Source organism: Pseudarthrobacter sp. CC12 (assembly GCF_039907755.1).
In the GTDB taxonomy this organism is placed as follows: Bacteria; Actinomycetota; Actinomycetes; order Actinomycetales; family Micrococcaceae; genus Arthrobacter; species Arthrobacter niigatensis.
In genome coordinates this window covers 74,416-97,767 of sequence record NZ_JARDJH010000007.1, presented here as the reverse complement: position 1 = coordinate 97,767, position 23,352 = coordinate 74,416, and the positions used below count along the sequence as shown (strand labels likewise).

Here is a 23,352-nt window from a genome sequence, read left to right as displayed (position 1 = left end):
AAAGGCCGGGCTCACATTGTTAAGTGTGAACCCGGCCTCACCATTGGGTAAAAGCGGTGGCGCGGCAGCCTTAGCGGGCCGCGGAGCCTTCCACGTAGTCCACGTCCTGCTGCTGCCAGGAGAACAGGGAGCGCAGCTCGCGGCCAACGGCCTCGATGGGGTGCTGCTCGGCCTTGGCGCGCAGTTCCTTGAACTCGACGGCGCCGTTGTCCTGGTCCTCGATGAAGCGCTTGGCAAACGCACCGGACTGGATATCGGCCAGGACGGCCTTCATGTTTTCCTTCACCTCGGGGGTGATGACGCGCGGGCCGGAGACGTAGTCGCCGTATTCTGCCGTGTCGGAGACGCTCCAGCGCTGCTTGGCGATGCCGCCTTCCCACATGAGGTCGACGATGAGCTTGAGCTCGTGCAGTACCTCGAAGTAGGCGATCTGCGGCTGGTAGCCGGCTTCGGTGAGGGTCTCGAAACCGTACTGGACCAGCTGGGAAACACCGCCGCACAGTACGGCCTGCTCACCGAAGAGGTCCGTTTCGGTCTCTTCGGTGAAGGTGGTCTTGATGACGCCGGCGCGGGTGCCGCCGATGGCCTTGGCGTACGACTTGGCCAGCTCCCAGGCGTTGCCGGATGCGTCCTGCTCCACGGCGATGATGTCCGGGATGCCGCGGCCGGCTTCGAACTCGCGGCGCACGGTGTGGCCCGGAGCCTTCGGGGCGATCAGGATGACGTCGACGCCCTCCGGAGCCTGGATGTAGCCGAAGCGGATGTTGAAGCCGTGGGCGAAGGCCAGTGCCTTGCCGGGGGTCAGCTTGTCCTTGATGGAGTCGTTGTAGATGGCGCGCTGGTGCTGGTCCGGTGCCAGGATCATGATGACGTCGGCCCATTCGGCGGCGTCGGCGACGTTCTTGACCGTGAAGCCGGCGTCCTCGGCCTTGGCGGTCGACTTGGAGCCGTCCTTCAGCGCGATGACGACCTCGACGCCGGAATCGCGCAGGTTGAGCGCGTGGGCGTGGCCCTGGGAACCGTAGCCAACGATGGCAACCTTGCGGCCCTGGATGATCGACAGGTCGGCGTCATCGTCGTAAAACATTTCAGTCACTTGCGTAACTCCTCTTGAGTGGTTGTAGATAGTGGTCTTGCGGTGCTGCGGTTACGGGCGCGTGGACCCGCCTGGAGGCAGTGCCTAGGCGGAGCGGAGCGCCCGGTCACTCATGGAGCGGGATCCCCGTCCAACGGCCAGGGTGCCGGACTGCACAATTTCGCGGATGCCGAAGGGCTCCAGCACTGAGAGCAGGGCCGTGAGCTTTTCGGGATGGCCGGTGGCCTCGATGACGACGGAGTCGGTGGATACGTCGACCACTGAGGCGCGGAACAGGTCTGCGGCCTGGGTTACCTGCAGGCGAGTTGCGGCATCCGCACGTACCTTGACCAGGATGTGGTCGCGCTGTACGGAAGATTCGGGGGTGAGCTCAACGATCTTGATGACGTTCACCAGCTTGTTGAGCTGCTTGGTGACCTGTTCGATCAGGTCGCCGTCGGCGTCGACCACCACCGTCATGCGGGACACGCCCGGCACTTCGGTGGGGCCAACAGCCAGGGAGTTGATGTTGAAGGCGCGCCGGGCAAAGAGGCTGGCCACGCGGGTCAGGACGCCGGGCTTGTCCTCAACCAGGACGGAAAGTGTGTGGCGGGTCATGCTCAGTCTTCCTCTTCCCATTCCGGGGTCATGTTGCGGGCAACCTGGATCTGGTCGTTGCTCACGCCGGCGGGCACCATTGGCCACACCATGGAGTTGGGGCTCACCACGAAGTCGATGACCACGGGGCGGTCGTTGATTTCGAGGGCCTTCTGGATGGTGGCATCGATATCTTCCTCGCGTTCAACCCGGAACGACGCGCAGCCATAGGCCTCCCCCAGCTTGACGAAATCCGGGATGCGGACCGTGTCATGGCCGGTATTGAGGTCGGTGTTGGAGTAGCGGCCCTCGTAGAAGAGGGTCTGCCACTGCCGCACCATGCCCAGCGAGGAGTTGTTGATAACAGCCACCTTGATGGGGATTTTGTTGATGGCGCACGTGGCCAGCTCCTGGTTGGTCATCTGGAAGCAGCCGTCACCGTCGATGGCCCAGACCACGCGGTCCGGGTTGCCCACCTTCGCGCCCATGGCCGCCGGGACGGCGTATCCCATGGTGCCGGCGCCGCCCGAGTTCAGCCAGGCGTGCGGGCGTTCGTACTTGATGAACTGGGCGGCCCACATCTGGTGCTGGCCGACGCCTGCCACGTACACGCCGTCGGGGCCGGTCAGCTCACCGATCCGCTTGATGACCTTCTGCGGTGCGATCAATCCGTCGTCCGGTTCCGTCCAGCCCAGCGGGTAGGTTTCCTTGAGGTTGTTCAGGAAAGCCCACCAGGTGGTGAGGTCCGGGGTTCCGGAAGCCTCGAACTGGCTGCGCACGGCCTCGGTCAGTTCCGGGATGATCTCCTTGACGGACCCAACGATGGGAACGTCAGCGGTGCGGTTCTTGGAAATTTCCGCAGGATCGATGTCGGCGTGGATGACCTTGGCGTTGGGCGCGAAGGTCTTCAGCACTCCGGTAACGCGGTCATCGAAGCGCGCGCCGAGCGTGATGAGGAGGTCGGACTGCTGCAGGGCCGTGACGGCGGAAACGCTGCCGTGCATGCCGGGCATGCCGACGTGCTGCGGGTGGGAGTCCGGGAACGCGCCCTTGGCCATCAGGGTGGTCACCACCGGCGCGCCGGTGGCTTCGGCGAGGGCGAGCAACTCGGCCGAGGCGTGCGCCTTGACCACGCCGCCGCCCACGTACAGGACAGGCTTGGCGGAGGCGGCAATGAGTTTGGCCGCTTCGCGGACCTGCTTGTTGTGGCCGCGGGTCACCGGCCGGTAGCCCGGCAGGTCGATTTTCGGGGGCCAGGAGAAAGTCATCTGGCCCACCTGGGCATCCTTGGCAACGTCCACCAGCACGGGACCGGGGCGGCCGGTGGAGGCCAGGTGGAAGGCCTCTGCCATAACGTGCGGGATGTCGTTGGGGTCTGTTACCAGGAAGGAATGCTTGGTAATGGGCATCGTGATACCCACGATGTCGGCTTCCTGGAAGGCATCGGTGCCGATCACGCCGCTGGAAACCTGGCCGGTGATGGCCACCAGGGGCACGGAGTCCATGTGGGCATCCATGATGGCGGTAACGAGGTTGGTGGCCCCGGGGCCCGAGGTGGCGATGCAGACGCCAACCCGCCCGGTGACCATGGCGTAGCCTTGCGCGGCGTGGCCGGCTCCCTGTTCGTGACGGACCAGCACGTGGTTCATGGTGGAGGCCATCAGGGGGTCGTAGGTGGGCAGGATCGCGCCACCAGGCAAACCGAAAATGTCGTCGACGCCGAGTTCTTCGAGCGAGCGGACGATTGCTTGCGAGCCGGTCATCACCGTCGGGGGTACGACGTTGTTCGGCCCAAGGACAGGAGAGGCGGCAGCAAGGTCGGCGACGACGGCGGCGTGGTCAGCCGTCCGGTCGGCGCGTTCCGGAGCCTTGGGGGCTCCAGCGGACTTGGTGGCCATCAGCGAGGGGCTGATGGGCGATCCTTTGCTCATCGGACTCTTCCTTGTGGATCTTCTCTGGTTTTGGAACTGGTTTGGAACGGTGGGAATAAAAAAACCCCTCGGCCTGGCGGCTTGGTGAGGGGTTTGCGCGTGACTGTTTCGTTACCAGGGGCTAATGTGCCACGCGCTTGGTAAGGACGACGACGATGCCGGCGGTAACGAAAGTCATGCGTTCAGTTTTCCCTCTTGGCGAGACGGGTGTCAACGAGCGGCCACCCCATCTCACCATGTGGACGTCATTGTCCACTCTTTGATCCTATCGCAGCAGCATAGGATCAAAGCCCAACCGCACAGGCGGCAGGCGGAAGCTCCTTCCCCAAGCGTACGGCGCGGACGCCGAACGCTTGGGTCCCCTCGGAGCTTCCTTATTAAGCCAAGCCACTAAGCGTAGGGCTTGCTAGCCGGTCCAGGCGCCCTGGCTGGCGCTGTGGACCAGCTTGGCGTACTTGGCGAGCACACCCTTGGTGTACCTGGCCGGCAGCGGCTCCCAGCCCACCTTGCGGGCCTCGAGCTCGGCCTCATCCACCAGCAGGTCAAAGGTGCGCGCGGCGATGTCCACCCGGATCCTGTCGCCGTCCCGCACGAAGGCGATGGGGCCGCCGTCGACCGCTTCCGGTGCCACGTGGCCGATGCACAGGCCGGTGGTGCCGCCGGAGAAGCGGCCGTCGGTGAGGAGCAGGACGTCCTTGCCGAGTCCCGCGCCCTTGATGGCACCGGTGATGGCGAGCATTTCGCGCATGCCGGGCCCGCCCTTGGGACCTTCGTAGCGGATGACGACGACGGCGCCGGCCTTGATCCCGCCGTTGTCGAGGGCATCCAGGGCGCCCTGCTCCCGTTCGAAAACACGGGCGGTCCCCTCGAAGACGTCGGCGTCGAAGCCTGCACTCTTGACCACGGCGCCTTCCGGGGCCATGGAGCCGTGCAGGATGGTGATGCCGCCGGTTTTATGGATCGGGTTGTCCAGGGCGCGCAGGATCTTGCCGTCAACGTCCGGCGGGTTGATCGCGTCGAGGTTTTCGGCGACGGTCTTGCCCGTGACGGTGAGGCAGTCGCCGTGCAGCAGGCCGGCGTCGAGCAGGGCCTTCATGATGACGGGCACGCCGCCGATCCTGTCGACATCGGTCATGACGTAGCGGCCGAAGGGCTTGAGGTCGCCCAGGTGCGGGATCCTGTCGCCGATGCGGTTGAAGTCGTCGAGGCTCAGTTCGACCTCGGCTTCGCGTGCGATGGCCAGCAGGTGGAGGACGGCGTTGGTGGAGCCGCCGAACGCCATGGTGACGGCGATGGCATTTTCGAAGGCCTTCCTGGTCATGATGTCCCGGGCGGTGATGCCCAGGCGCAGCAGGTTGACCACAGCCTCACCGGACTTGCGGGCAAATTCATCACGACGGCGGTCTGCCGAGGGCGGGGCGGCCGAGCCGGGCAGGGACATGCCCAGGGCCTCGCCGATGCAGGCCATGGTGTTGGCCGTGTACATCCCGCCGCAGGCGCCTTCGCCGGGGCAGATGGCCTTTTCGATGCGGGTGAGGTCCTCCATGCTCATCTTGCCGGCCGCGCAGGCGCCCACCGCTTCGAAAGCGTCAATGAGGGTGACTTCCTTTTCCGAGCCGTCCTCCAGCTTGACCCAGCCGGGCATGATGGACCCGGCGTAGAGGAACACGCTTGCAAGGTCAAGCCGCGCCGCTGCCATGAGCATGCCGGGCAAGGACTTGTCGCAGCCGGCCAGCAGGACGGAGCCGTCGATCCGCTCGGCCTGCAGGACGGTCTCGACGGAGTCGGCGATGACTTCGCGGGATACCAGGGAGAAGTGCATGCCCTCGTGGCCCATGGAGATCCCGTCAGACACCGATATGGTGCCGAATTGCATCGGGAAGCCGCCGCCCGCGTGGACACCCTCCTTGGCGCCCTGGGCCAACCGGTTCAGCGAGAGGTTGCAGGGGGTGATCTCGTTCCAGGAACTGGCCACGCCCACCTGCGGTTTCACGAAGTCGTCATCACCCATCCCAACGGCCCGGAACATGCCGCGGGCGGGGGCCGCATGGATGCCATCGGTGACGACGCGGCTGCGGGGCTTGATGTCCGGTTTGTTCCCGGCTGTGGTCTGGGCGTCAGTCATAGGGGAAAGTCTAGGACCCGATCGGTGGCTGGAACGACCCTCCGGCGCCCCAAGGTTCGGAAACTCCTGAAATTCCCGCCAAATAACTGGACAGGCATCCCCATCAGTGGGTTTACGGCTGCCTCATGGCGCGCGGATGCCTCCCCGTCCTGTTTCCAGCGGGTCCTCCCCCATGCGCCGCGGCATCTCTGGACAGCAGTGGCCACCCCACGTAGCGTCGGGGAAAGGACACCCATCCACCTGTATCGAAGGGCCTGCCATGGATATTGTTTTCTGGATCATCCTCATCGTCGTCATCGTCGCCGTCGTGTGGTGGCTGCTCAGACGCAACAAGTCCTCCACCGCTCCAGGAGGCCCGGCAGCCGGCGCAAGGACTGACGCTCCCCGTGCCGACGGAGCCCTGGAAGGGGGGAGCGCTGCAGCCTCCGCCGCTGCTGCGGGGACCACCGGCATCCCCACAGCGGCCGGGTTCGGCAGAGCCGCAGAGCCGGCCGCACCCGTTACTGCGGAAGAACCCGCGGAATCCTCCGCCTCGGCCGCGGCCGAGGCACCGGTTTCCGCCCCAACCCAGGATGTGTCATCCAGCTCTGTCGCCGCGGAGGACTCCCGCGTTTCCCGGACGGGCACTTCAGCCGGCACCGGCGCACACGGTGACCGCCGGGATGGGGACCAACCCGCCGACCAGGCTGAATGGGAAACCCAGTGGTCCGAAGCCGGCAACGCGGGCTCCCGGTCCGGATCGTCAATTTCCGGTGCACCGGCCGCTGCGCAGCACGAACCGTCGGAGCCGGGCGCCGGAACTGAAGCGGTGTCCGGACAGGCCGCGGCAGGTGCCCGGCCGGTCCACCATGACGAGTACACGGCAGCACACGCCCCCACGCTTCCCGGCGCAGAAACGGCGGCCGTGGAGGGCGTGGAAGATGCCGGGACGGCCGAAACCCTGGACCGGGCCCAGTCCTCCGCGCTGGTGGAAAACGGGGCGGACCACCACCAGCAGCCTTCCGGGCCGGGACAGGACTTCGCCCAGGCACAGGGCACAGTGGCCGTCGAGCCTGGCGGACACCTGGCGGCCGATGAGCCTTATGGAGAAGGATCAGCCGCACCGGGCCCCGACGGAAGTGGACCTGCGGACTACACGGTCAAGGGCGACGCTACCGCGATGGTGTACTACGAAGAAGGACATCCGGACTATGAGCAGACCCGGGCGGAAGTCTGGTTTGAATCTGCCGCGCATGCGGAGGCCGCGGGCTTCCGCGCTCCACGGCGCAAACGGCTCTGACAGGGTGAAGGCCTGCCGCATAGCGGCGGGCCTTTCCTGTCTGTCCGCGTGCCTGGTGCTGGCCGGCTGCACGGGCGCACCGCAGCCGCCCGCTCCGGGCACGGAGTCGGCGGCCGGCATGACAACCCCGGGAGCCGCCGTCGCCAGCCCTGCTCCCCCGGCCACGCAATCAGCCGGAACAACTCCCGTCCCTGCCGCGCCCGTGGTGCAGGAACGGTTGGAACTGCAGTTGGACACGCCCTGGGCAGCGGTGTTCCTCCCGGACGGCACCGCCGTCATTTCCGAGCGCGGGACCGCCCTCCTGAAAACTGTCCGTGATGGCCGGGCGGCAACCCTCGGGAAAGTGCCTGGCGTGGCACCCGCAGGAGAGGGAGGCCTGCTGGGGCTTGCACTGTCCCCGCAGTTCGACGCCGACCACTACCTCTTCGCCTACCTGACCACGCAGGATGACAACCGGGTGGTCCGGTTCACCCTCGATGCCGGCGCGGGCGGTTCCCTGTCAATGGGGCTCCCCCAAACCGTGTTTTCCGGAATTCCAAAAGCCGGCACCCACAACGGAGGAAGGATCCGGTTCGGCCCGGACGGTTTCCTCTACGTGGGCACCGGAGACGGGCAGCGACGCGAGCGGGCCCAGGACCCCACGGCCCTTGGCGGCAAGATCCTCCGACTCCGTGCTGACGGCAGCCCTGCGCCCGGCAACCCGTTCGGAAACGCGGTATACAGCCTGGGCCACCGAAATGTGCAGGGCCTGGCGTGGGACGACGCAGGCAGGCTGTGGGCCAGCGAGTTCGGCCCGGATGTGGATGATGAGCTCAACCTGATCCTTCCGGGGGCCAACTACGGCTGGCCGGAAGTCACCGGGGCACCGCACCGCGCCGGGTTCCAGGACGCGAAAGTCGTCTGGCCCTCCACGCGCGATTCCTCGCCCAGCGGGCTGGAGATAACCGGCGGAATTGCCTACCTGGGTGCGCTCCGGGGCGAACGGCTCTGGGCTGTGCCGCTCCAGGCGGAGGAAGCCGGGAATCCTGTGGCCTATTTCACAGGAGAGTACGGCAGGATCAGGGACGTCATCCGGGCACCCAGCGGGAGCCTGTGGCTGCTCACGAACGGTGAAAACCCCGATTTCGCGCTGGTTTTGCGGCCCCTGCACTGAACCAGGAACCTTCGGAACGGCCGATTTCACTTGCACCGAAAGTTCGTGTAGAGTTTCATGTCGTTGCGGAGATCAACGGGAAAGAAAAAGCCCGGGGATGGAAGCAAAAAGATGCACCTCTAGCTCAATTGGCAGAGCAATTGACTCTTAATCAATGGGTTCCGGGTTCAAGTCCCGGGGGGTGCACCACTGGGAAAACAGCCTCCGGCTTTGTGGAAACACAAGCCGGGGGCTGTTTTGTTTTCTGCCCCATTATCGGGATCATCGGGCGCGGGGCACAAAAAAGCGCGGCGCCGGCTTTCGGGAAGCCAGGCCGCGCTTTTCTTATGCGGGCTGCCGCGTGAACGATTACTTGGCGGCGTTGTCCATCAGGGCGCCGGCATTGCTGGGAGTCGTGGAGAACTGGCTGGCCAGTTCCCGGACTACTGCCTTCAGCTCCTGGCGCAGCAGATCAGGGTCAATAGAGGAGGATGCGAGGACGGAGCGCTCCATCTCCACGGCCTGGGCAACGGCTTCCTTGCCCTGCTCGGTCAGGGAAACCACGTGGCTCCTGCGGTCCGAGGTGCTGCGGACCCGGGCGATGTGGCCGTGGGACTCAAGCCGGCTGAGGGTCTTCCCCATGGTCTGGGCCTGCACGCGCACGTACTGGGCAAGCTGGGCCTGGGTCATGGGCCCTTGCGCGGCAAGGACCTCGATGGCGATAACACCGGCATGGGTGAGGCCGATGGCGCCAAGTTTTTCGTTCCAGGAGTGCTCAACGAGTCGCGCAGCAGTGGACAGAAGGCGCCCTGTGGGCCAGTGATCCATATCAGGCATAGCAGCTAGTATAGCCAAATGCCGATTAGCACTCGCCCCACCTGCTTACTAGGCTGTTGTGTCCCGCCCGCAACAAGGAGAAAAACAATGGCTGAAAGACTCGTTACCGGCGACAAGGCCCCCGCTTTCACCCTGCAGGATTCCACCGGCAAGGGCGTCAGCCTGGCTCCCCGCCCCGGCCGCTCCACCATCGTCTATTTCTACCCCGCGGCCTCCACCCCGGGCTGCACCAAGGAAGCCTGCGATTTCCGGGACAGCCTGTCATCCCTGCAGGCCGCCGGCTACGACGTCCTTGGCATCTCCCCCGACCCGGTCGAAAAACTGGCAAAGTTCGCCGCACATGAGTCGCTGACCTTCCCACTGCTCTCCGACGCTGACCACGCCGTGGCGGAGGCCTACGGCGCCTGGGGCGAAAAGAAGAACTACGGCAAGACCTACGAAGGCCTGATCCGCTCCACCATCGTGGTGGACCCGAACGGCAACGTGGCGCTGGCCCAATACAACGTCCGGGCCACCGGCCACGTGGCCAAACTCAGGCGGGACCTCAGCCTGGACTCCTGACCCGGCCACGGCCCGCCGGAGAGCCCGCCCGACGCAACGCTACAATGGACTCTGGCATCCGCCGTCGAACGCTTCGCGTTCAGCCGGCAAGCCTTGCGCGAGTGGTGAAATTGGCAGACACGCAGGATTTAGGTTCCTGTGCCTTCGGGCGTGGGGGTTCAAGTCCCCCCTTGCGCACACTGGGAATCCCCCGGCTCCGGCCGGGGGATTCCTGCGTTAAAGGACGAACGTTTGCTGCCGCCCCATTCGTGCCCCGAATAGAAAAATCCATGGATCACCCATCCGCCGCGGCCCACCCGGCGAATAGCCATTGAGACACCAGCCAAGGGCAGGTGCTTACCCCCATAGTCAGACTGCAAGCCGCGGACACGCTCCAAGGGCAGCAGGCTCAACGATCCAAGGAGTACTGAAATGCAGACCTTCAAGCGCACCACTTTCACCGTCGCAGGCGTTGCAGCGGCCGCTCTGCTCAGCCTCACCGCCTGCGGCGGCTCCGGCAGCACTTCCGGGTCGTCGGCGTCCTCGGCGCCGATGTCATCCGCCCCCAGCTCCAGCATGGCGTCCCCGTCCAGCTCCAGCATGGCTTCGCCGTCCGCAGGTTCCTCGATGGGCGCCATGAACCCGGCAGCAAACCTGGTTGGCCCCGGCTGCGCCGCCTACGCCAAGCAGGTACCCACCGGCGCAGGCTCGGTAGAGGGCATGGCGCTGGATCCGGTGGCCGTGGCAGCCTCCAACAACCCCATCCTCACCACGCTCACCGCGGCGGTGTCCGGCAAGTTGAACCCCAAGGTGAACCTGGTTGACACGCTCAACGGTGGCGAATTCACCGTCTTCGCGCCCGTGGACGACGCCTTCAAGAAGATCGACCCCGCCACCATTGAAACCCTGAAGACAGACGACGCCCTGCTGAGCAAGATCCTCACCTACCACGTGGTTCCCGGCCAGATCACCCCTGACAAGATCGCCGGTACGCACGCCACGGTAGAGGGCGGCTCCGTCACGGTCACCGGCAGCGGCGACAACCTCAAGGTGGACAACGCCAACGTGGTCTGCGGTGGCGTCAAGACCAAGAATGCCACCGTCTACCTGGTCGACTCGGTCCTCATGCCCAAGTAGGCCCCACCAGACCCCCACACAGGGCCGGGCCCGCCACGTCAACCGGCGGGCCCGGCCCTGGCGCGTCACAGGCTGGCCTGGGGCCGGCCACGGGCGCCGTCCCCTAGACTGGATTCCGGCCCGCATGCGGCGGAGCCGGCAGCATCCAGAGGTGATAAACGAGTGCCCAGCAATACATCGCGGCGGACGGTCATCAAGGCCGGCGCCGTCCTCATGGCGCTGGGCGTTACGTCGTGCACAGGGCTGCCGTCCCCCTCCCCCACCTCCGGCACTCCCAGTTCCCCGCCGGCTGAGCCGCAGGCCACCTTCAATTTCGGCACCGCGGCGCAGCCCCTGGGGCTGGACCCGGCCCTGTCCAACGATGTGGAGTCCCAGCGGATCACCCGGCAGATCCTCGAAGGCCTGGTGGGGGTTGACCAGACTACCGGCAAGCCCACTCCGCTGCTGGCGACGGAATGGAACGAATCCAACGAGGGCCGCACCTACACCTTCAAGCTCCGCACCGGGGTCACCTTCCAGGACGGCACCCCTTTCAACGCCGACGCCGTCTGCACCAACTTCAACCGTTGGTTCGCTTTCCCTGCCGAGCTGCGGAAACAGGCACCGGGCAGCTCCTTCAAGGGCGTATTCAAGGCACACTCCGACGAGCCCGGGCTGTCGATCTTCAAGAGCTGCACCGCGTTGGCCCCGGACACGGTCCAGATCGACCTCACGCAGCGATTCACCGCCTTCCTGCCGGCACTGACCCTTCCGGCCTTTGCCATGGCCTCCCCGGCAGCCCTCGCCTCCGGCAAAGCGGACGTCCTGGACCAGAACCGGGGCGGCCAGGCCATGTCAGCCTTCGCCACGAACCCCGTCGGCACCGGCCCCTTCTCCCTTGCCGCCTGGGGCACCGACAACGTCACCCTGGCCAGCAACCCGGCCTACTGGGGTGACCGCGGCCAGATCGCCACCATCAACTTCCTGGCCTACAACCACCCCCAGACCCGCCTGCAGGCACTGCTGGACGGCAAGATTGATGGCTACGACGCCGTGACCGTGGGGAACTTCGACCAGCTGGTCAAGCGCGGCAAGCAGATTGTGCAGCGCGACCCCTTCTCGGTGATGTACGTGGGCTTGAACCAGGACATCCCGATCCTCCAGAACCAGAAGATCCGGCAGGCGGTGGAGCTTGCGATCGACAAGGAGACGTTGATCCGGAAGTTCTTTATCGACAACACCGCCAAGGCCACACAGTTTGTTCCGCCCAAGATCAGCGGGTTCAACAACGACGCACCTGAACTCGGGCACGATCCTGCCAAGGCAAAGGACTACCTGAAGGAGGGCGGCTACGCCGGGGAAGAACTGAAGTTCTATTACCCCCTCAACGTCACCCGCCCGTACCTGCCCACGCCCGAAAAGGTGTACGCCGAACTCAGCCGGCAGCTCACCGCCGTCGGCTTCAACATCAGGCCCGTGCCCGTTGACTGGTCCAACGGCTACCTCCAGAAGGTCCAGTCTGCCGGCGACCATGCCCTCCACATCCTTGGCTGGAACGGGTCCTATTCGGACGCGGACAACTTCGTCGGGCCACTCTTCGGGGAGAAGAACGGCGAGTTCGGGTACCAGGATCCCCAGGTCTTCTCGAAGATCAACCGGGCACGCGGGCTTCCTGAAGGGAAGGAGCGGGATGACCTTTATCACACCATCAACACCCAGATCGCCGCGACGGTGCCGGCTGTTCCCATCGCCTTCCCCATCTCCGCACTTGCACTCTCGGACCGCGTGCTCAGCTACCCGGCGTCGCCTGTCTTAAATGAAGTTTTCACGAAGGTGCAGCTAAAGCCTTGACGGCCCGGGCCAATTTCAGTAAGAGGGCCGGGCGGGGATATTCTGTGACAGCCAGAGCCGCTGCAATCGGAGACTGATCGTGACCTTCATTTCCAAGACCCCACACGCCGACGTTGTCCTGATAGGCGGCGGCATCATGAGCGCCACGCTGGGGGCATTCCTCAAGCAGTTGGAGCCGGACTGGACCATCTCCCTGTTCGAGCGGCTGGACCAGCCCGGCCTGGAAAGCTCGGACCCCTGGAACAACGCAGGAACGGGCCACGCCGCCCTCTGCGAACTGAACTACTCGCCCGCGGCCAAAGACGGCTCGGTCAGCCCCGCCAAGGCGCTGCTCATCAACGAACAGTTCCAGCTTTCCCGCCAGTTCTGGTCCCACCTGGTGGACAACAGCCTGATTGGTTCGCCCAAGGGCTTCATCAACACCGTCCCGCACATGAGCTTCGTGATCGGCGAAGACCACACCCGCTTCCTGAAGACCCGGTACGAGGCACTGAAGCCCCACCCGTTGTTCCGGAGCATGGAGTACTCAGAGGACCACGCCCAGATCGCCAAATGGGCACCGCTGATCGTCAAGGGCCGCGACCCCCAGCAGCGCATTGCGGCCACCCGCGCGGCCGAGGGCACCGACGTCGACTTCGGCGCACTGACCCGTGAACTGACCACGTACCTTGGTAACAACGGCGTCGAAATCAACTACGGCCACGACGTTACCGGGATCTCCCGCGCGTCCGACGGCGGCTGGGACCTGGCGCTGAAGTACCCCAAGTCGGGCGAGCACGGCAAGATCCACGCCAAATTCGTCTTTGTCGGCGCCGGCGGCGGCGCCCTGCACCTGCTTCAGGCCTCCGGCATCCCCGAAAGCAAGGGCTACGGCGGGTTTCCCGTCTCCGGCCAGTTCTTCCGCTGCACGGACGAGACCATCGCCGCCCAGCACAGCGCCAAGGTCTACGGCCAGGCCTCCGTGGGTGCGCCGCCCATGTCCGTTCCGCACCTGGATACCCGCTACGTCAACGGGAAGCGCTCGCTCCTGTTCGGCCCGTATGCAGGCTTCTCCACCAACTTCCTGAAGAACGGCTCGTACCTGGACCTGCCCCTGTCCATCCGCCCCGGCAACATCATTCCGATGCTCGCCGTTGCCAAGGACAACATGGACCTCACCGCCTACCTGGTCAAGGAAGTGGTCAAGCGCCACGACCAGAAGGTGGAGGCACTGCGCGAGTACTACCCGGAGGCAAAGGGCAGCGACTGGGAACTCATCACCGCCGGCCAGCGTGTACAGATCATCAAGAAAGACCCGCAAAAGGGCGGCATCCTCCAGTTCGGCACTGAAGTGATTGCCGGCCGCGACGGCTCCATCGGTGCGCTCCTGGGCGCTTCGCCGGGGGCGTCCACCGCTGTCCCCATCATGATCGAGCTGCTCCAGAAGACGTTCCCCAAGAACTTCAAGGGCTGGCAGTCCAAGCTCAAGGACATGATGCCCGGCTATGGGGTGAAGCTGGATGAGAATCCGGACCTCGCCGCGGAACTGGAACGGGCCACGGCCAAGTCCCTCCAGCTGGAGAGCGTTTCCGCCAGCCGCTGACCCTGCCGGGGCCAGCGGCTGGCACCCCCAGGGCATGTACCAGTCACTTAGACCCCAGGAGACCACCCATGTTCCGGTTGGCGCACCTTTCCCTGGCGAACCGGGCCCTGATCGCGCTGATCACCGTCTTCGCCTCGGTGTTCGGCGTGATCACCATGTCGTCGCTGAAGCAGGAGCTCATCCCTTCGATCGAGTTCCCGCAGATCACCGTGCTCAGTTCCATGCCGGGGGCATCCCCCGAAGTGGTGGACAAACAGGTCAGCGGCCCCCTGGAAAAGGCGCTGAACGGCGTGGAGGGGCTGGAATCCACCTCCTCCACGTCGCGGACCGGCGTCAGCCAGATCACCATGGTGTTCACCTACGGATCGAACCTGGACCGGGCCCGGAACCAGATCGACCGGGCCATCTCCAACGCCAAACGGACCCTGCCCAGCGACGTCCAGCCGCAGGCCATCGCCGGCAGCATCAGCGACTTCCCCATTGTTTTCCTCGCCGTCTCGTCGGACAAGCCGCTCAGTGAACTGAACGCGGACCTGCAGCGCCTCAGCGTTCCCAGGCTGCAGAAGATCGACGGCGTCCGGAGCGCCGACGTCACGGGCGGCGCCTCCCAGCACATCGAGATCCTCCCCCGCACCGACGCCATGGCAGCGGCGGGGGTAGGCGTCACCGCCATCCGCGACGCCCTGTCCAACAACGGCGCCCTGGTTCCGGCCGGAACACTCCAGGACCAGGGCAAGACCCTCTCGCTGCAGATCGGCAGCCCGGTGGATTCACTCGACGCCATCAAGGCCCTGCCGCTGGCAGGAGCAAAGAACGCAGCGACCATCGGCTCCGTTGCCGACGTCTCCCTCAAGGACGATGAGCGCACCTCCATCACCCGGACCAACGGCGCCGAGACGCTCGCCGTCTCCGTGACCAAGAAGCCCGAGGGCGACACGGTAGGGATCTCGCACGCGGTCCGGGACTCGCTGAACAACCTGGAGGCAGAGCTGGGATCGAACGCAAAGTTCACGCCCGTCTTCGACCAGGCCCCGTTCATCGAAAAGTCCATCAAGGACCTCACCACCGAAGGCCTCCTGGGACTGGGATTCGCCGTCGCCATCATCCTGCTCTTCCTGATGTCGGCACGGTCCACGCTGGTCACGGCCATCTCGATTCCGTTGTCCCTGCTCATCACCTTCATCGGCCTGTCGGCCACCGGCTACTCGCTGAACATCCTGACGCTGGGCGCCCTCACCATCGCGATCGGGCGCGTGGTGGACGACTCGATCGTGGTCATTGAGAACATCAAGCGGCACCTCAGTTACGGCGAGGAAAAGTCGACGGCGATCCTCACCGCCATCAGGGAAGTTGCCGGGGCCATCACCGCCTCGACCCTGACCACGGTGGCGGTGTTCCTGCCCATCGCCTTCGTGGGCGAACTGGCAGGCGAACTGTTCCGGCCGTTCGCCCTGACGGTCACCATGGCGCTGCTGGCATCGCTGCTGGTCTCGCTGACCATCGTCCCGGTGCTGGCCTACTGGTTCCTGAAGAACCCCAAGGGCGGCCCCGCCGGCGCGGCCGCAGGATCCCCCGAGGCGCGGCGCATTGCCGACGAGGCCAAGGCAAGGGCCCACGACGCCGAGCAGCGCAGCCGGCTGCAGCGCGGCTACCTGCCCATCCTCCGGTCCACGCAGAAGCACCCCGTCATCACCCTGGTGGCGGCTGTCCTGGTGCTCGGAGCCACCGGTGCCATGACCCCGCTGCTGGCCACCAACCTCCTGGGAAATTCCGGGCAAAACAGCCTGACCGTGCGCCAGGTACTGCCGGCCGGAACCAGCCTGGCCGACACCAGCGCGGCGGCCATCCGCCTCGAAGGCGTGCTGCGGGGCCTCGACGGCATCAAGGATGTCCAGGTCACGTCCGGCAATGCCCAGGCCGGCTTCGCCGCACTGACCTCCACCGGCTCCTCCAACTCGACGTTCACGGTGGTGACCGACGAAAAGGCCAACCAGGAAAGGCTCCAGGACACCGTGCGGACCGAGCTGGCCAAGGTGCCTGATTCCGGAAAGATCTCCGTGGGAACCCAGCAGGGCGGCTTCGGCACCTCGTCCAGCGTGGACATTACGCTGAAGGCTGCCACCAGCGCGGACCTGCAGTCGGCCAGCGACACCATGGTTGCTGCCATGACTGGGGTGCCCGGCACCAGCGAGGTGGCCAGCAACCTGGCTGCCAGCAACCCGGTGGTGCAGGTCAAGGTGGACCGGGCCAAGGCCGCGGCGGCCGGCCTGAACGAGGAGCAGGTGGCCGGCGTGCTGGCCTCCACGATCAGCCCCATCCCGGCAGGCACGGTCCGGATCGACACCAATGACTTCCCCGTCCGCATTGGCCAGGGCACCAAGTTCACCAGCATCGACGCCGTCCGGAATATCCCGCTTCCGGCGGCCGGCCGGCCGGTCACGCTGGGAAGCATCGCCGCCGTCGAGCAGGTGGACGTCCCCGTCTCCATCACCGCCAGCAATGGCGAGCGTACCGCCAAGGTGTCCATCACGCCGTCGGGCTCCAACCTGGGCGCCGTGAACACCGAAGTCCAAAAGCGCCTCGCTGACGTCCAGCTTCCGCCGGGGGTCACTGCCACTATCGGTGGTGCCACCACCCAGCAGGCCGAATCCTTCCGGCAACTTGGCCTGGCCCTGCTGGCGGCCATCGCCATCGTGTATGTGATCATGGTGGCCACCTTCAAGTCCCTCGTGCAGCCGTTGATCCTGCTGGTCTCGGTTCCGTTCGCGGCCACCGGTGCCGTGGCCCTGCTGCTGCTCACCGGGGTTCCGCTGGGACTGCCGTCACTGATCGGCATGCTGATGCTGGTGGGAATCGTGGTTACCAACGCGATCGTGCTGATCGACCTGATCAACCAGTACCGGCAGCCCCGCGACGGCCGGCCCGGCATGAACGTGGCGGATGCCATCACGAACGGCGCCCGGCAGCGCCTCCGGCCCATCCTCATGACGGCACTGGCAACGGTCTTCGCCCTGACCCCCATGGCACTGGGCCTCACGGGCGGCGGCGGGTTCATTTCCCAGCCGTTGGCGGTGGTGGTGATTGGCGGCCTGGTGTCTTCCACGGCCCTGACCCTGGTCCTGGTTCCCGTGCTCTACCGGCTGGTGGAAGGCCGGCGGGAAAAGAAGGCGCTTCTGCGGGACCTGCAGGCCCGCCCTGAGGGTGGACCCGGTTCGGACATCGACGCCGAGTTCAGGGACTGGACCACCGGCCAGGTTCCCAAGGTCAGCGGGCGCCGGGCGGCCCCCGGCGGTGCCGAATAGGGCCTGCGTTCCTGCGATGCCCGCACCACCCCGTGGTGCGGGCATCGCTGCGTCCGGGCACGCGTTCCCCGAGATGGAATAATCCCCGGGGCGGGGTGTTACAGAAGGCAATAGATGCAAATGCATCTAAATTGGTCTACACTGGAACCAAGCCCAGCAAGTCCAGGAACGGAAAGGCACGTCATGCAGATCGGTGTTTTCAGCGTCAGCGACATCACCACGGACCCCACCACAGGCCGTACCCCCACCGAGCACGAGCGCATCAAGGCCTCGGTGGCCATCGCCAAAAAAGTCGAGGAAATCGGCATGGATGTCTACGCGATCGGCGAGCACCACAACCGGCCGTTCTTTTCCTCCTCCCCCACCACCACGCTGGCCTACATCGCGGCGCAGACCGAACGCATCATCCTCTCCACGGCCACCACGCTGATCACCACCAATGACCCGGTGAAGATCGCCGAGGACTTCGCCATGCTCCAGCACCTGGCTGACGGCCGCGTCGACCTGGTCCTGGGCCGCGGCAACACCGCGCCGGTCTACCCGTGGTTCGGCAAGAACATCCAGGACGGCGTGGAGCTGGCCATCGAGAACTACAGCCTCCTGCGCAAGCTGTGGGACGAGGACACCGTGAACTGGTCCGGCAAGTTCCGCACACCGCTGCAGAACTTCACCTCCACCCCCCGTCCGCTGGACGGCGTGGCTCCCTTCGTCTGGCACGGTTCCATCCGCACGCCGCAGATCGCCGAGGTGGCCGCGTACTTTGGTGACGGCTTCTTCGCCAACAACATCTTCTGGCCCAAGGAGCACTACCAGCAGCTGATCGGCCTCTACCGGGAGCGGTACGAGCACTACGGCCACGGCAAGGCCGACCAGGCAATTGTGGGACTCGGCGGACAGTTCTTCATGCGCAAGAACTCCCAGGATGCGGTGAAGGAATTCCGCCCCTACTTTGACAACGCCCCGGTCTACGGCCATGGCCCGTCGCTGGAGGACTTCACCTCGCAGACACCGCTGACCGTGGGCAGCCCGCAGGAAGTCATCGAGAAGACCCTGGCCTTCCGCGAGTACTTCGGTGACTACCAGCGCCAGCTGTTCCTTATTGACCACGCCGGCCTGCCGCTCAAGACCGTCCTGGAGCAGCTGGACCTGTTCGGCGAGGAAGTGCTGCCGGTCCTCCGGAAGGAGTACGCAGCGCTGAAGCCTGCGCACGTTCCGGAACCGCCCACCCACGCAGGCCGCGTGGCCGCCCTGCTGGCGTCGCAGGATGCCGGCACTTCAACCCCGGTGGCGTAATGGCTGCCGGAGGACAGGAATCGCCGGTGCGGCTGGCGGCGGAGACCTGGGAATCGCTGTTCCGGGCGCAGGTAGCCGTCATGCGGAAGCTGCAGTCAGGGCCCGCATTCCGGAAGCTTGCGGTGAACGAGTACGACGTCCTGTTCACGCTTTCCCGCTGCCCGTCCGGCTGGCTGCGGCTCAACGAGCTCAACGATAACGTCCTGTTGAGCCAGTCCAGCCTGAGCCGGCTGGTGGAGCGGCTCGAGAAGCGCGGCCTCGTGGCCCGGATGCCGGCGCCGGAGGACGGCCGCGGCGTGCTGCTCAAGCTGACGGACGAGGGCCGCGAACTCCAGAAGGAAATTGGCCGCGAGCATGTCCGGGACATCTCGGCACTGGTGGGACCGGCACTGACGGCCGCCGAGCAGAAAGAGCTCATGCGGCTTACCGACAAGCTGCGGAACTCGCTGGGGAAGCGCTAGCCCAGCTGCACCAGCCGGGCGGGGTCCTCAGCCGGAAGGTCCCCGTCCACCACTGCGGTCACGCGCAGCTGGTTCAAAACCAGGCTTCCGCCCACCGTGGAAAGGAAAGCCGTATCCGACGAATCACGGCCGGCAGTAATGCGCAGCATCGACTCCCGCGGGGCAAGCCCCGTGGGGTCGATGACGTGCCACGCACCCTCCACATGGGCTTCCGCCACGGCGTGGAAATCCATGGGACTCAGGCCGGGGGCGTAGACAGCCGCGAGGCGGGCCGGGATGTCCTTGGACCGCAGCAGGGCGATGGCCAGGTGCGCGAAGTCCCGGCAAACGCCCCGCCTGCTCAGGAGCGTCTCCACCGCGCCATCCGTGCCACGGGAGGAGCCGCTGATGTACCGCAGCTCGCCGTTGACCCAGTCGCGGACGGCATGCACCAGGTCCGCCCCGTGGACTCCGCCGAATTCCGCATAGGCCGTCGGCAGCAGCCTGTCAGACTCTGCATACCGGCTGGGGCGTACATAGCGGATGCGGTCGGCCAGGTCCGCTTCTTCGGGCACGGCGCGGCCGGCCACCGTGGCCGAATATTCCACCGTGACTTCGGTGGGTTCGGCGAATTCCATGTAGTGGAACCGGCCCCCGTGGTGGTCCGATATCTCCTTGAGGGGAACCTCCGCTCCCCCCGCCGTCACGGACAGGGACTCCGCAAAGGATGAGTAGCCGCTGTTCCTCGCCACGGCGACGGCCATGGCCACCTTGGTGTTGGCGATGGTCCTGAAGGCGAGGCGGGCGGAAACAGAGCGTTCCATGAATCTCCGGGGGTGTTGGGGGGTGGAAGGCAAGTCGGCGCCCCGTCACCTGGTGGGCCGCGGGCAGCGCGACTAGTTTTTGACCTTCAGCGACATTAGCATCCGCTGCACATTGGCGAAGTCAGGGCTCCCGTTGACGTACTGGGCCGCCTGGCCCAGGGTGTCGAACGCCTTTGCCGGGGCCACCTTTTCATCCGGAGCAAAGGCTTTGAGGGCCACGAGGTCCCCAAACGAGTAGTCGCCCTTCCCGGCCGGCCCACGCACCACGTTGCGCAGCTCGCACGCCTTCCCGTCGGTGCCACCCACCAGGTTGGTGATGCCGTAGGAACCGAAATAGCGGTAACCCTGGATCACCCGGAAGACCATGCGGGGCGGGATGGTTCCCTCCCCGTCCTGCGCGGCGAGGTCGAAGGGCACGCTGCTGATCACGGTGTACGGGTGCTGTGCGGCGTCCGGGCAGTCAACGGACGACGACGGCAGTCCCGTCCGGAGCGAAGCCATGAAGGTCCCGTCGGGCCTCTTCACGTCAACCTTCAGTCCGCCGGGAAGGACGCCTTCCTCCGTGGCCACGGACTGGGCGATCCAGTCCACCGGGAGGTCGAAGCTGACGGTTCCTGCGGGGTCGGAGAAGGTCTTCCAAGACGTTGCAGTGGGCACCGGCTGCGGCTCGCCGGAGGCGGTCGGAGACGGTGACGTGGCCCCGGCCGGCGGGGCTGTTCCGGACGTGGCTGTTCCGGATACCGGCACCGCAGAAGGGTCCGGCTGAGCCGTCCATCCTGGGCCGGCTGCCTGCGGCCCGGAACACGCTGCCAGCAGGACCGCTGCAGCCGCGAGGGAGATACCGGAAAGAACAGACTTCAGTGGCGCACCTGTCATGACGCCAGCCTAACGGCGCCTTTCCTCTCTTTCCCGCCTGCCGTGGCGGTGTTTCCGGCACCTGACGCCGTCCCCCGGCCGGACCGTCCCCCTGCCGCCGGCCGCGGTGCGGGCGCAGGCGTGTCGCCGTCGGGCATTTGCCACTCCGGGCTGGGACTAGGCTGGAGGTTATGTCGCAAGAGCAGCACGGCGCAGCCGAAGAGAACCCCGCGGACATTTCGGCCCTGGACATCGTCGATTGGCGGCTGCGGACCTTTGCGCTTTACGACAACGTCCGCCGGATCTCCGCGGATAACCCGTCCGAGGCCCACTCTTACTGGCGCCACCAGCGGGACCTGATGTTCGCCACTCATCCGGCTTCGGCGCTGACCGCAGCGGACAAGGCCCGCTTTTCCGGCCTGAAGACCGCGGACTATGACCCCATCTACCGGTTCCACGTCCCGCTCACCAAGGAAGGCGCGGGCCGGGAGCTGAGCGTGGACACCGGGACCGACGGCGTGGTGAACCTCGTGCGGCTTGGCACCTTCGACCTTCCCGAGATGGGCCAGCTGGGGGTGTGGAAAATCCACGGATACGGGGGCGGAATCTTCGTTCCGTTCCGCGATGCCACGGCGGGCCAGCCGGGCGGCAGCTACGGGGCGGGGCGCTACCTGCTGGACACGATCAAGGGCGCATTCCAAGGGGTCCAAGGGTCCGGGCCGGATGCCATGTTCGTCCTGGACTTCAACTTCGCCTACAACCCCTCCTGCGCCTATAACGAGGCATGGGCCTGTCCGCTGCCCGGGCCATCCAACCGGCTTGCAGTGGACATCCCCGTGGGCGAGCTGTATTAATGCCGGCCGTTACCGGTAATACCGCGTGAGGGAAGGCCTGTCCGCTCCCGCCGTCACGGAAACAGCGTCCCGGCAATTTCCCGCCACCAAGCACTACCGTGGTGTGCTGCGCTTTCCGGTCATCCGGCAGTTGCTGCGTTTTTCCGGCGTCGGGGTCATCTGCACCGCGGCGTCCCTGGGGCTTTACGCGCTGCTGCGCCCGTGGCTCGGCGCCCAGCTGGCCAACGCCGTGGCACTGGTCCTGACGTCGCTGCTGAACACCGCACTGAACCGCCGGCTGACGTTCAAGATCACCGGCGAACAACGCCGTTTCCGCGACCACCTCAACGGCGTCGTGGTGATTGCCGTGGCCTTGGTGATTACCGGCAGCAGCCTCGGAGTGCTGCACTGGTTCAACCCGGACGCCAGCGTGGGTGACGAACTGGTTGCCACCACGCTCTCCGGTTTCCTGGCCACCGCGGTGCGCTTCAGCATGCTGCGGCACTGGATCTTCCGCCGGGCACGGCACCGCTAGGGCACCGGACCTGGGGACTCCGGACGGCGGGAGGGCTACCGGCCCTGGCCGGCGCCCAGGTTCCTGATGCCGGCGACAGCCGCCTGGACGGCAGCTGCGGCGGCGTCGAGGTCCTCCCGCGTGACGGCAGCGTCGAAGCTGAAGCGGACCGCCGTCTGGGCCACCTCGGCCGGAACACCCATGGCTGTGAGCACGGCCGACGGCGCGTCTGAGCCGGCGGCGCATGCCGAGCCGCTGGAGCAGACCACGCCGCGGCGTTCGAGCTCCAAAAGCACCGATTCGCCGCTGGTTCCGGGGAAGCAAAACGAGGCCACTGACGGCAGCCGTTCGGACGGGTGCCCGGTGAGGACGGCGTCCGGCACTCCTGCCAGCACGGCAGCAATGAACCGGTCCCGCAGCGCGGCAACCCTTGCCTGCTCCCCTGCCTGGCGGTCCCGGGCAAGCGTAAGGGCGGTGGCCAGCCCCACCGCGCCGGCAACGTTTTCGGTCCCGGACCGGCGACCCCGCTCCTGGCCGCCGCCATGGATGACCGGTTCCAGGCGCGTACGGCTCCGGACAAACAGCAGGCCGCAGCCCTTGGGCGCCCCCAGCTTGTGCCCCGAGATGCTCATCGCATCCACCCCCAGCGGGCGGGTGTCGAGCGGCAGCCAGCCGGCGGCCTGGACGGCGTCGGTGTGGAAAGGGATGCCGTGGGCGCGGGCCGCGTCGGCCAGAGCGGCGATGGGCTGGATGGTGCCGACCTCGTTGTTGGCGTACATGATGCTCACCAGCGCCGTTTCCGGGCGAAGCGCCCCGGCGAGTGCTTCGGGCGTCACCCGCCCGGTTGAATCCACGGGCACCACGTCAACGGAGAAGCCGTGGAAGCGTTCCAGGTACCGGGCGGATTCCTCCACTGCCGGGTGTTCGACGGCGCTGATCACCACCCGGTCCAGCAGCGGGTTTGCGGCCTGCCGGGCCAAGGCTACGCCTTTGACGGCGAGGTTGTCCGCTTCGGTTCCGCCGGAGGTGAACACCACTTCTCCGGGCCGGCAGCCAAGGACGTCTGCTACCGTCCTCCGCGCCTGTGCCAGGGCCGCAGCCGCCGCTTCACCGAGGGTGTGGTGGCTGGAGGGGTTGCCGAAGCCACCGGTGAGGTAGGGCCACATGGCGTCCAGCACTTCACGGCGGACCGGGGTGGTGGCGGCGGCGTCAAGGAAGATCATGGC

19 protein-coding genes and 2 tRNA genes are annotated in these 23,352 nt (G+C 66.1%); 13 read left to right on the top strand and 8 right to left on the bottom strand.

Features of this window, described 5'->3' with window-relative positions; all coding sequences use genetic code 11:
* Positions 1–70 precede the first annotated feature (70 nt).
* The 4 genes from ilvC to ilvD form a co-directional block, all read right to left on the bottom strand.
* Positions 71–1,096 (bottom strand): ketol-acid reductoisomerase, encoded by a 1,026-nt coding sequence (gene ilvC / locus PV772_RS08065; protein ID WP_141160111.1) that lies wholly within the window; start codon positions 1,094–1,096, stop codon positions 71–73.
* A gap of 84 nt (positions 1,097–1,180) precedes the next feature.
* Positions 1,181–1,693, bottom strand: a complete 513-nt coding sequence (ilvN, locus tag PV772_RS08060; protein ID WP_141160110.1) for an acetolactate synthase small subunit — start codon at positions 1,691–1,693, stop codon at positions 1,181–1,183.
* A 2-nt stretch (positions 1,694–1,695) separates the two neighbouring features.
* Complete coding sequence (locus PV772_RS08055; protein WP_347885825.1) at positions 1,696–3,603, bottom strand: acetolactate synthase large subunit; 1,908 nt, start codon at positions 3,601–3,603, stop codon at positions 1,696–1,698.
* Positions 3,604–4,009: 406 nt separating this feature from the next.
* Positions 4,010–5,728 carry a dihydroxy-acid dehydratase gene (gene ilvD / locus PV772_RS08050; protein ID WP_347885824.1) on the bottom strand — a complete coding sequence of 573 codons (1,719 nt, stop codon included), beginning with the start codon at positions 5,726–5,728 and terminating at the stop codon, positions 4,010–4,012.
* A 259-nt stretch (positions 5,729–5,987) separates the two neighbouring features.
* Here ilvD and PV772_RS08045 point away from each other — a divergent pair, with 259 nt between their 5' ends.
* The 3 genes from PV772_RS08045 (at position 5,988) to PV772_RS08035 (ending at position 8,349) form a co-directional block, all read left to right on the top strand.
* Positions 5,988–7,007, top strand: a complete 1,020-nt coding sequence (locus tag PV772_RS08045; RefSeq protein WP_347885823.1) for a hypothetical protein — start codon at positions 5,988–5,990, stop codon at positions 7,005–7,007.
* A 118-nt stretch (positions 7,008–7,125) separates the two neighbouring features.
* Positions 7,126–8,160, top strand: coding sequence for a PQQ-dependent sugar dehydrogenase (locus PV772_RS08040; RefSeq protein WP_347885822.1), 1,035 nt, complete (start codon positions 7,126–7,128; stop codon positions 8,158–8,160).
* A 113-nt stretch (positions 8,161–8,273) separates the two neighbouring features.
* Positions 8,274–8,349 (top strand) — tRNA-Lys (locus tag PV772_RS08035).
* Between the two features lie 159 nt (positions 8,350–8,508).
* On the opposite strand, the gene PV772_RS08030 is transcribed toward PV772_RS08035, so the two are convergent.
* Positions 8,509–8,967, bottom strand: coding sequence for a MarR family transcriptional regulator (locus PV772_RS08030; RefSeq protein WP_141161545.1), 459 nt, complete (start codon positions 8,965–8,967; stop codon positions 8,509–8,511).
* 96 nt (positions 8,968–9,063) lie between these two features.
* On the opposite strand from PV772_RS08030, the gene bcp reads away from it, so the two are divergent.
* The 8 genes from bcp to PV772_RS07990 all read left to right on the top strand — a co-directional run bounded on the left by bcp (position 9,064) and on the right by PV772_RS07990 (position 19,121).
* Positions 9,064–9,537, top strand: coding sequence for a thioredoxin-dependent thiol peroxidase (gene bcp / locus PV772_RS08025; protein ID WP_347885821.1), 474 nt, complete (start codon positions 9,064–9,066; stop codon positions 9,535–9,537).
* 95 nt (positions 9,538–9,632) lie between these two features.
* Positions 9,633–9,714: transfer RNA gene (locus tag PV772_RS08020), tRNA-Leu, on the top strand.
* 234 nt (positions 9,715–9,948) lie between these two features.
* Complete coding sequence (locus tag PV772_RS08015) at positions 9,949–10,653, top strand: fasciclin domain-containing protein (RefSeq protein ID WP_141160104.1); 705 nt, start codon at positions 9,949–9,951, stop codon at positions 10,651–10,653.
* Between the two features lie 162 nt (positions 10,654–10,815).
* Complete coding sequence (locus PV772_RS08010) at positions 10,816–12,483, top strand: ABC transporter substrate-binding protein (protein ID WP_347885820.1); 1,668 nt, start codon at positions 10,816–10,818, stop codon at positions 12,481–12,483.
* 79 nt (positions 12,484–12,562) lie between these two features.
* A complete protein-coding gene (locus tag PV772_RS08005; RefSeq protein WP_141160103.1) occupies positions 12,563–14,065 on the top strand; it encodes a malate:quinone oxidoreductase in 1,503 nt (500 codons plus the stop codon).
* Positions 14,066–14,133: 68 nt separating this feature from the next.
* Positions 14,134–17,367 (top strand): efflux RND transporter permease subunit, encoded by a 3,234-nt coding sequence (locus PV772_RS08000; protein WP_347885819.1) that lies wholly within the window; start codon positions 14,134–14,136, stop codon positions 17,365–17,367.
* A 183-nt stretch (positions 17,368–17,550) separates the two neighbouring features.
* Complete coding sequence (locus PV772_RS07995) at positions 17,551–18,660, top strand: LLM class flavin-dependent oxidoreductase (protein WP_141160101.1); 1,110 nt, start codon at positions 17,551–17,553, stop codon at positions 18,658–18,660.
* Positions 18,660–19,121, top strand: coding sequence for a MarR family transcriptional regulator (locus PV772_RS07990; RefSeq protein ID WP_141181801.1), 462 nt, complete (start codon positions 18,660–18,662; stop codon positions 19,119–19,121). Before PV772_RS07995 ends, PV772_RS07990 begins: the two co-directional genes overlap by 1 nt.
* On the opposite strand, the gene PV772_RS07985 is transcribed toward PV772_RS07990, so the two are convergent.
* Together PV772_RS07985 and PV772_RS07980 are read right to left on the bottom strand one after the other, a co-directional pair.
* Positions 19,118–19,924, bottom strand: a complete 807-nt coding sequence (locus tag PV772_RS07985) for a transglutaminase family protein (protein WP_141160099.1) — start codon at positions 19,922–19,924, stop codon at positions 19,118–19,120. The two genes, PV772_RS07990 and PV772_RS07985, sit on opposite strands and share 4 nt — an antisense overlap.
* Positions 19,925–19,996: 72 nt before the next feature.
* Positions 19,997–20,800: a hypothetical protein gene (locus tag PV772_RS07980; RefSeq protein ID WP_246857456.1), complete on the bottom strand. Its 804-nt coding sequence runs from the start codon at positions 20,798–20,800 to the stop codon at positions 19,997–19,999.
* Between the two features lie 170 nt (positions 20,801–20,970).
* Here PV772_RS07980 and PV772_RS07975 point away from each other — a divergent pair, with 170 nt between their 5' ends.
* Entirely contained in the window at positions 20,971–21,633 is a 663-nt protein-coding gene (locus PV772_RS07975; protein ID WP_141160098.1) for a DUF1684 domain-containing protein, read from the top strand.
* A 25-nt stretch (positions 21,634–21,658) separates the two neighbouring features.
* Positions 21,659–22,147 carry a GtrA family protein gene (locus PV772_RS07970; RefSeq protein ID WP_141160097.1) on the top strand — a complete coding sequence of 163 codons (489 nt, stop codon included), beginning with the start codon at positions 21,659–21,661 and terminating at the stop codon, positions 22,145–22,147.
* Between the two features lie 35 nt (positions 22,148–22,182).
* Here the strand turns inward: PV772_RS07970 and PV772_RS07965 are convergent, their stop codons facing one another.
* Positions 22,183–23,349 carry a cysteine desulfurase family protein gene (locus PV772_RS07965; protein ID WP_141183383.1) on the bottom strand — a complete coding sequence of 389 codons (1,167 nt, stop codon included), beginning with the start codon at positions 23,347–23,349 and terminating at the stop codon, positions 22,183–22,185.
* Positions 23,350–23,352: the final 3 nt, after the last annotated feature.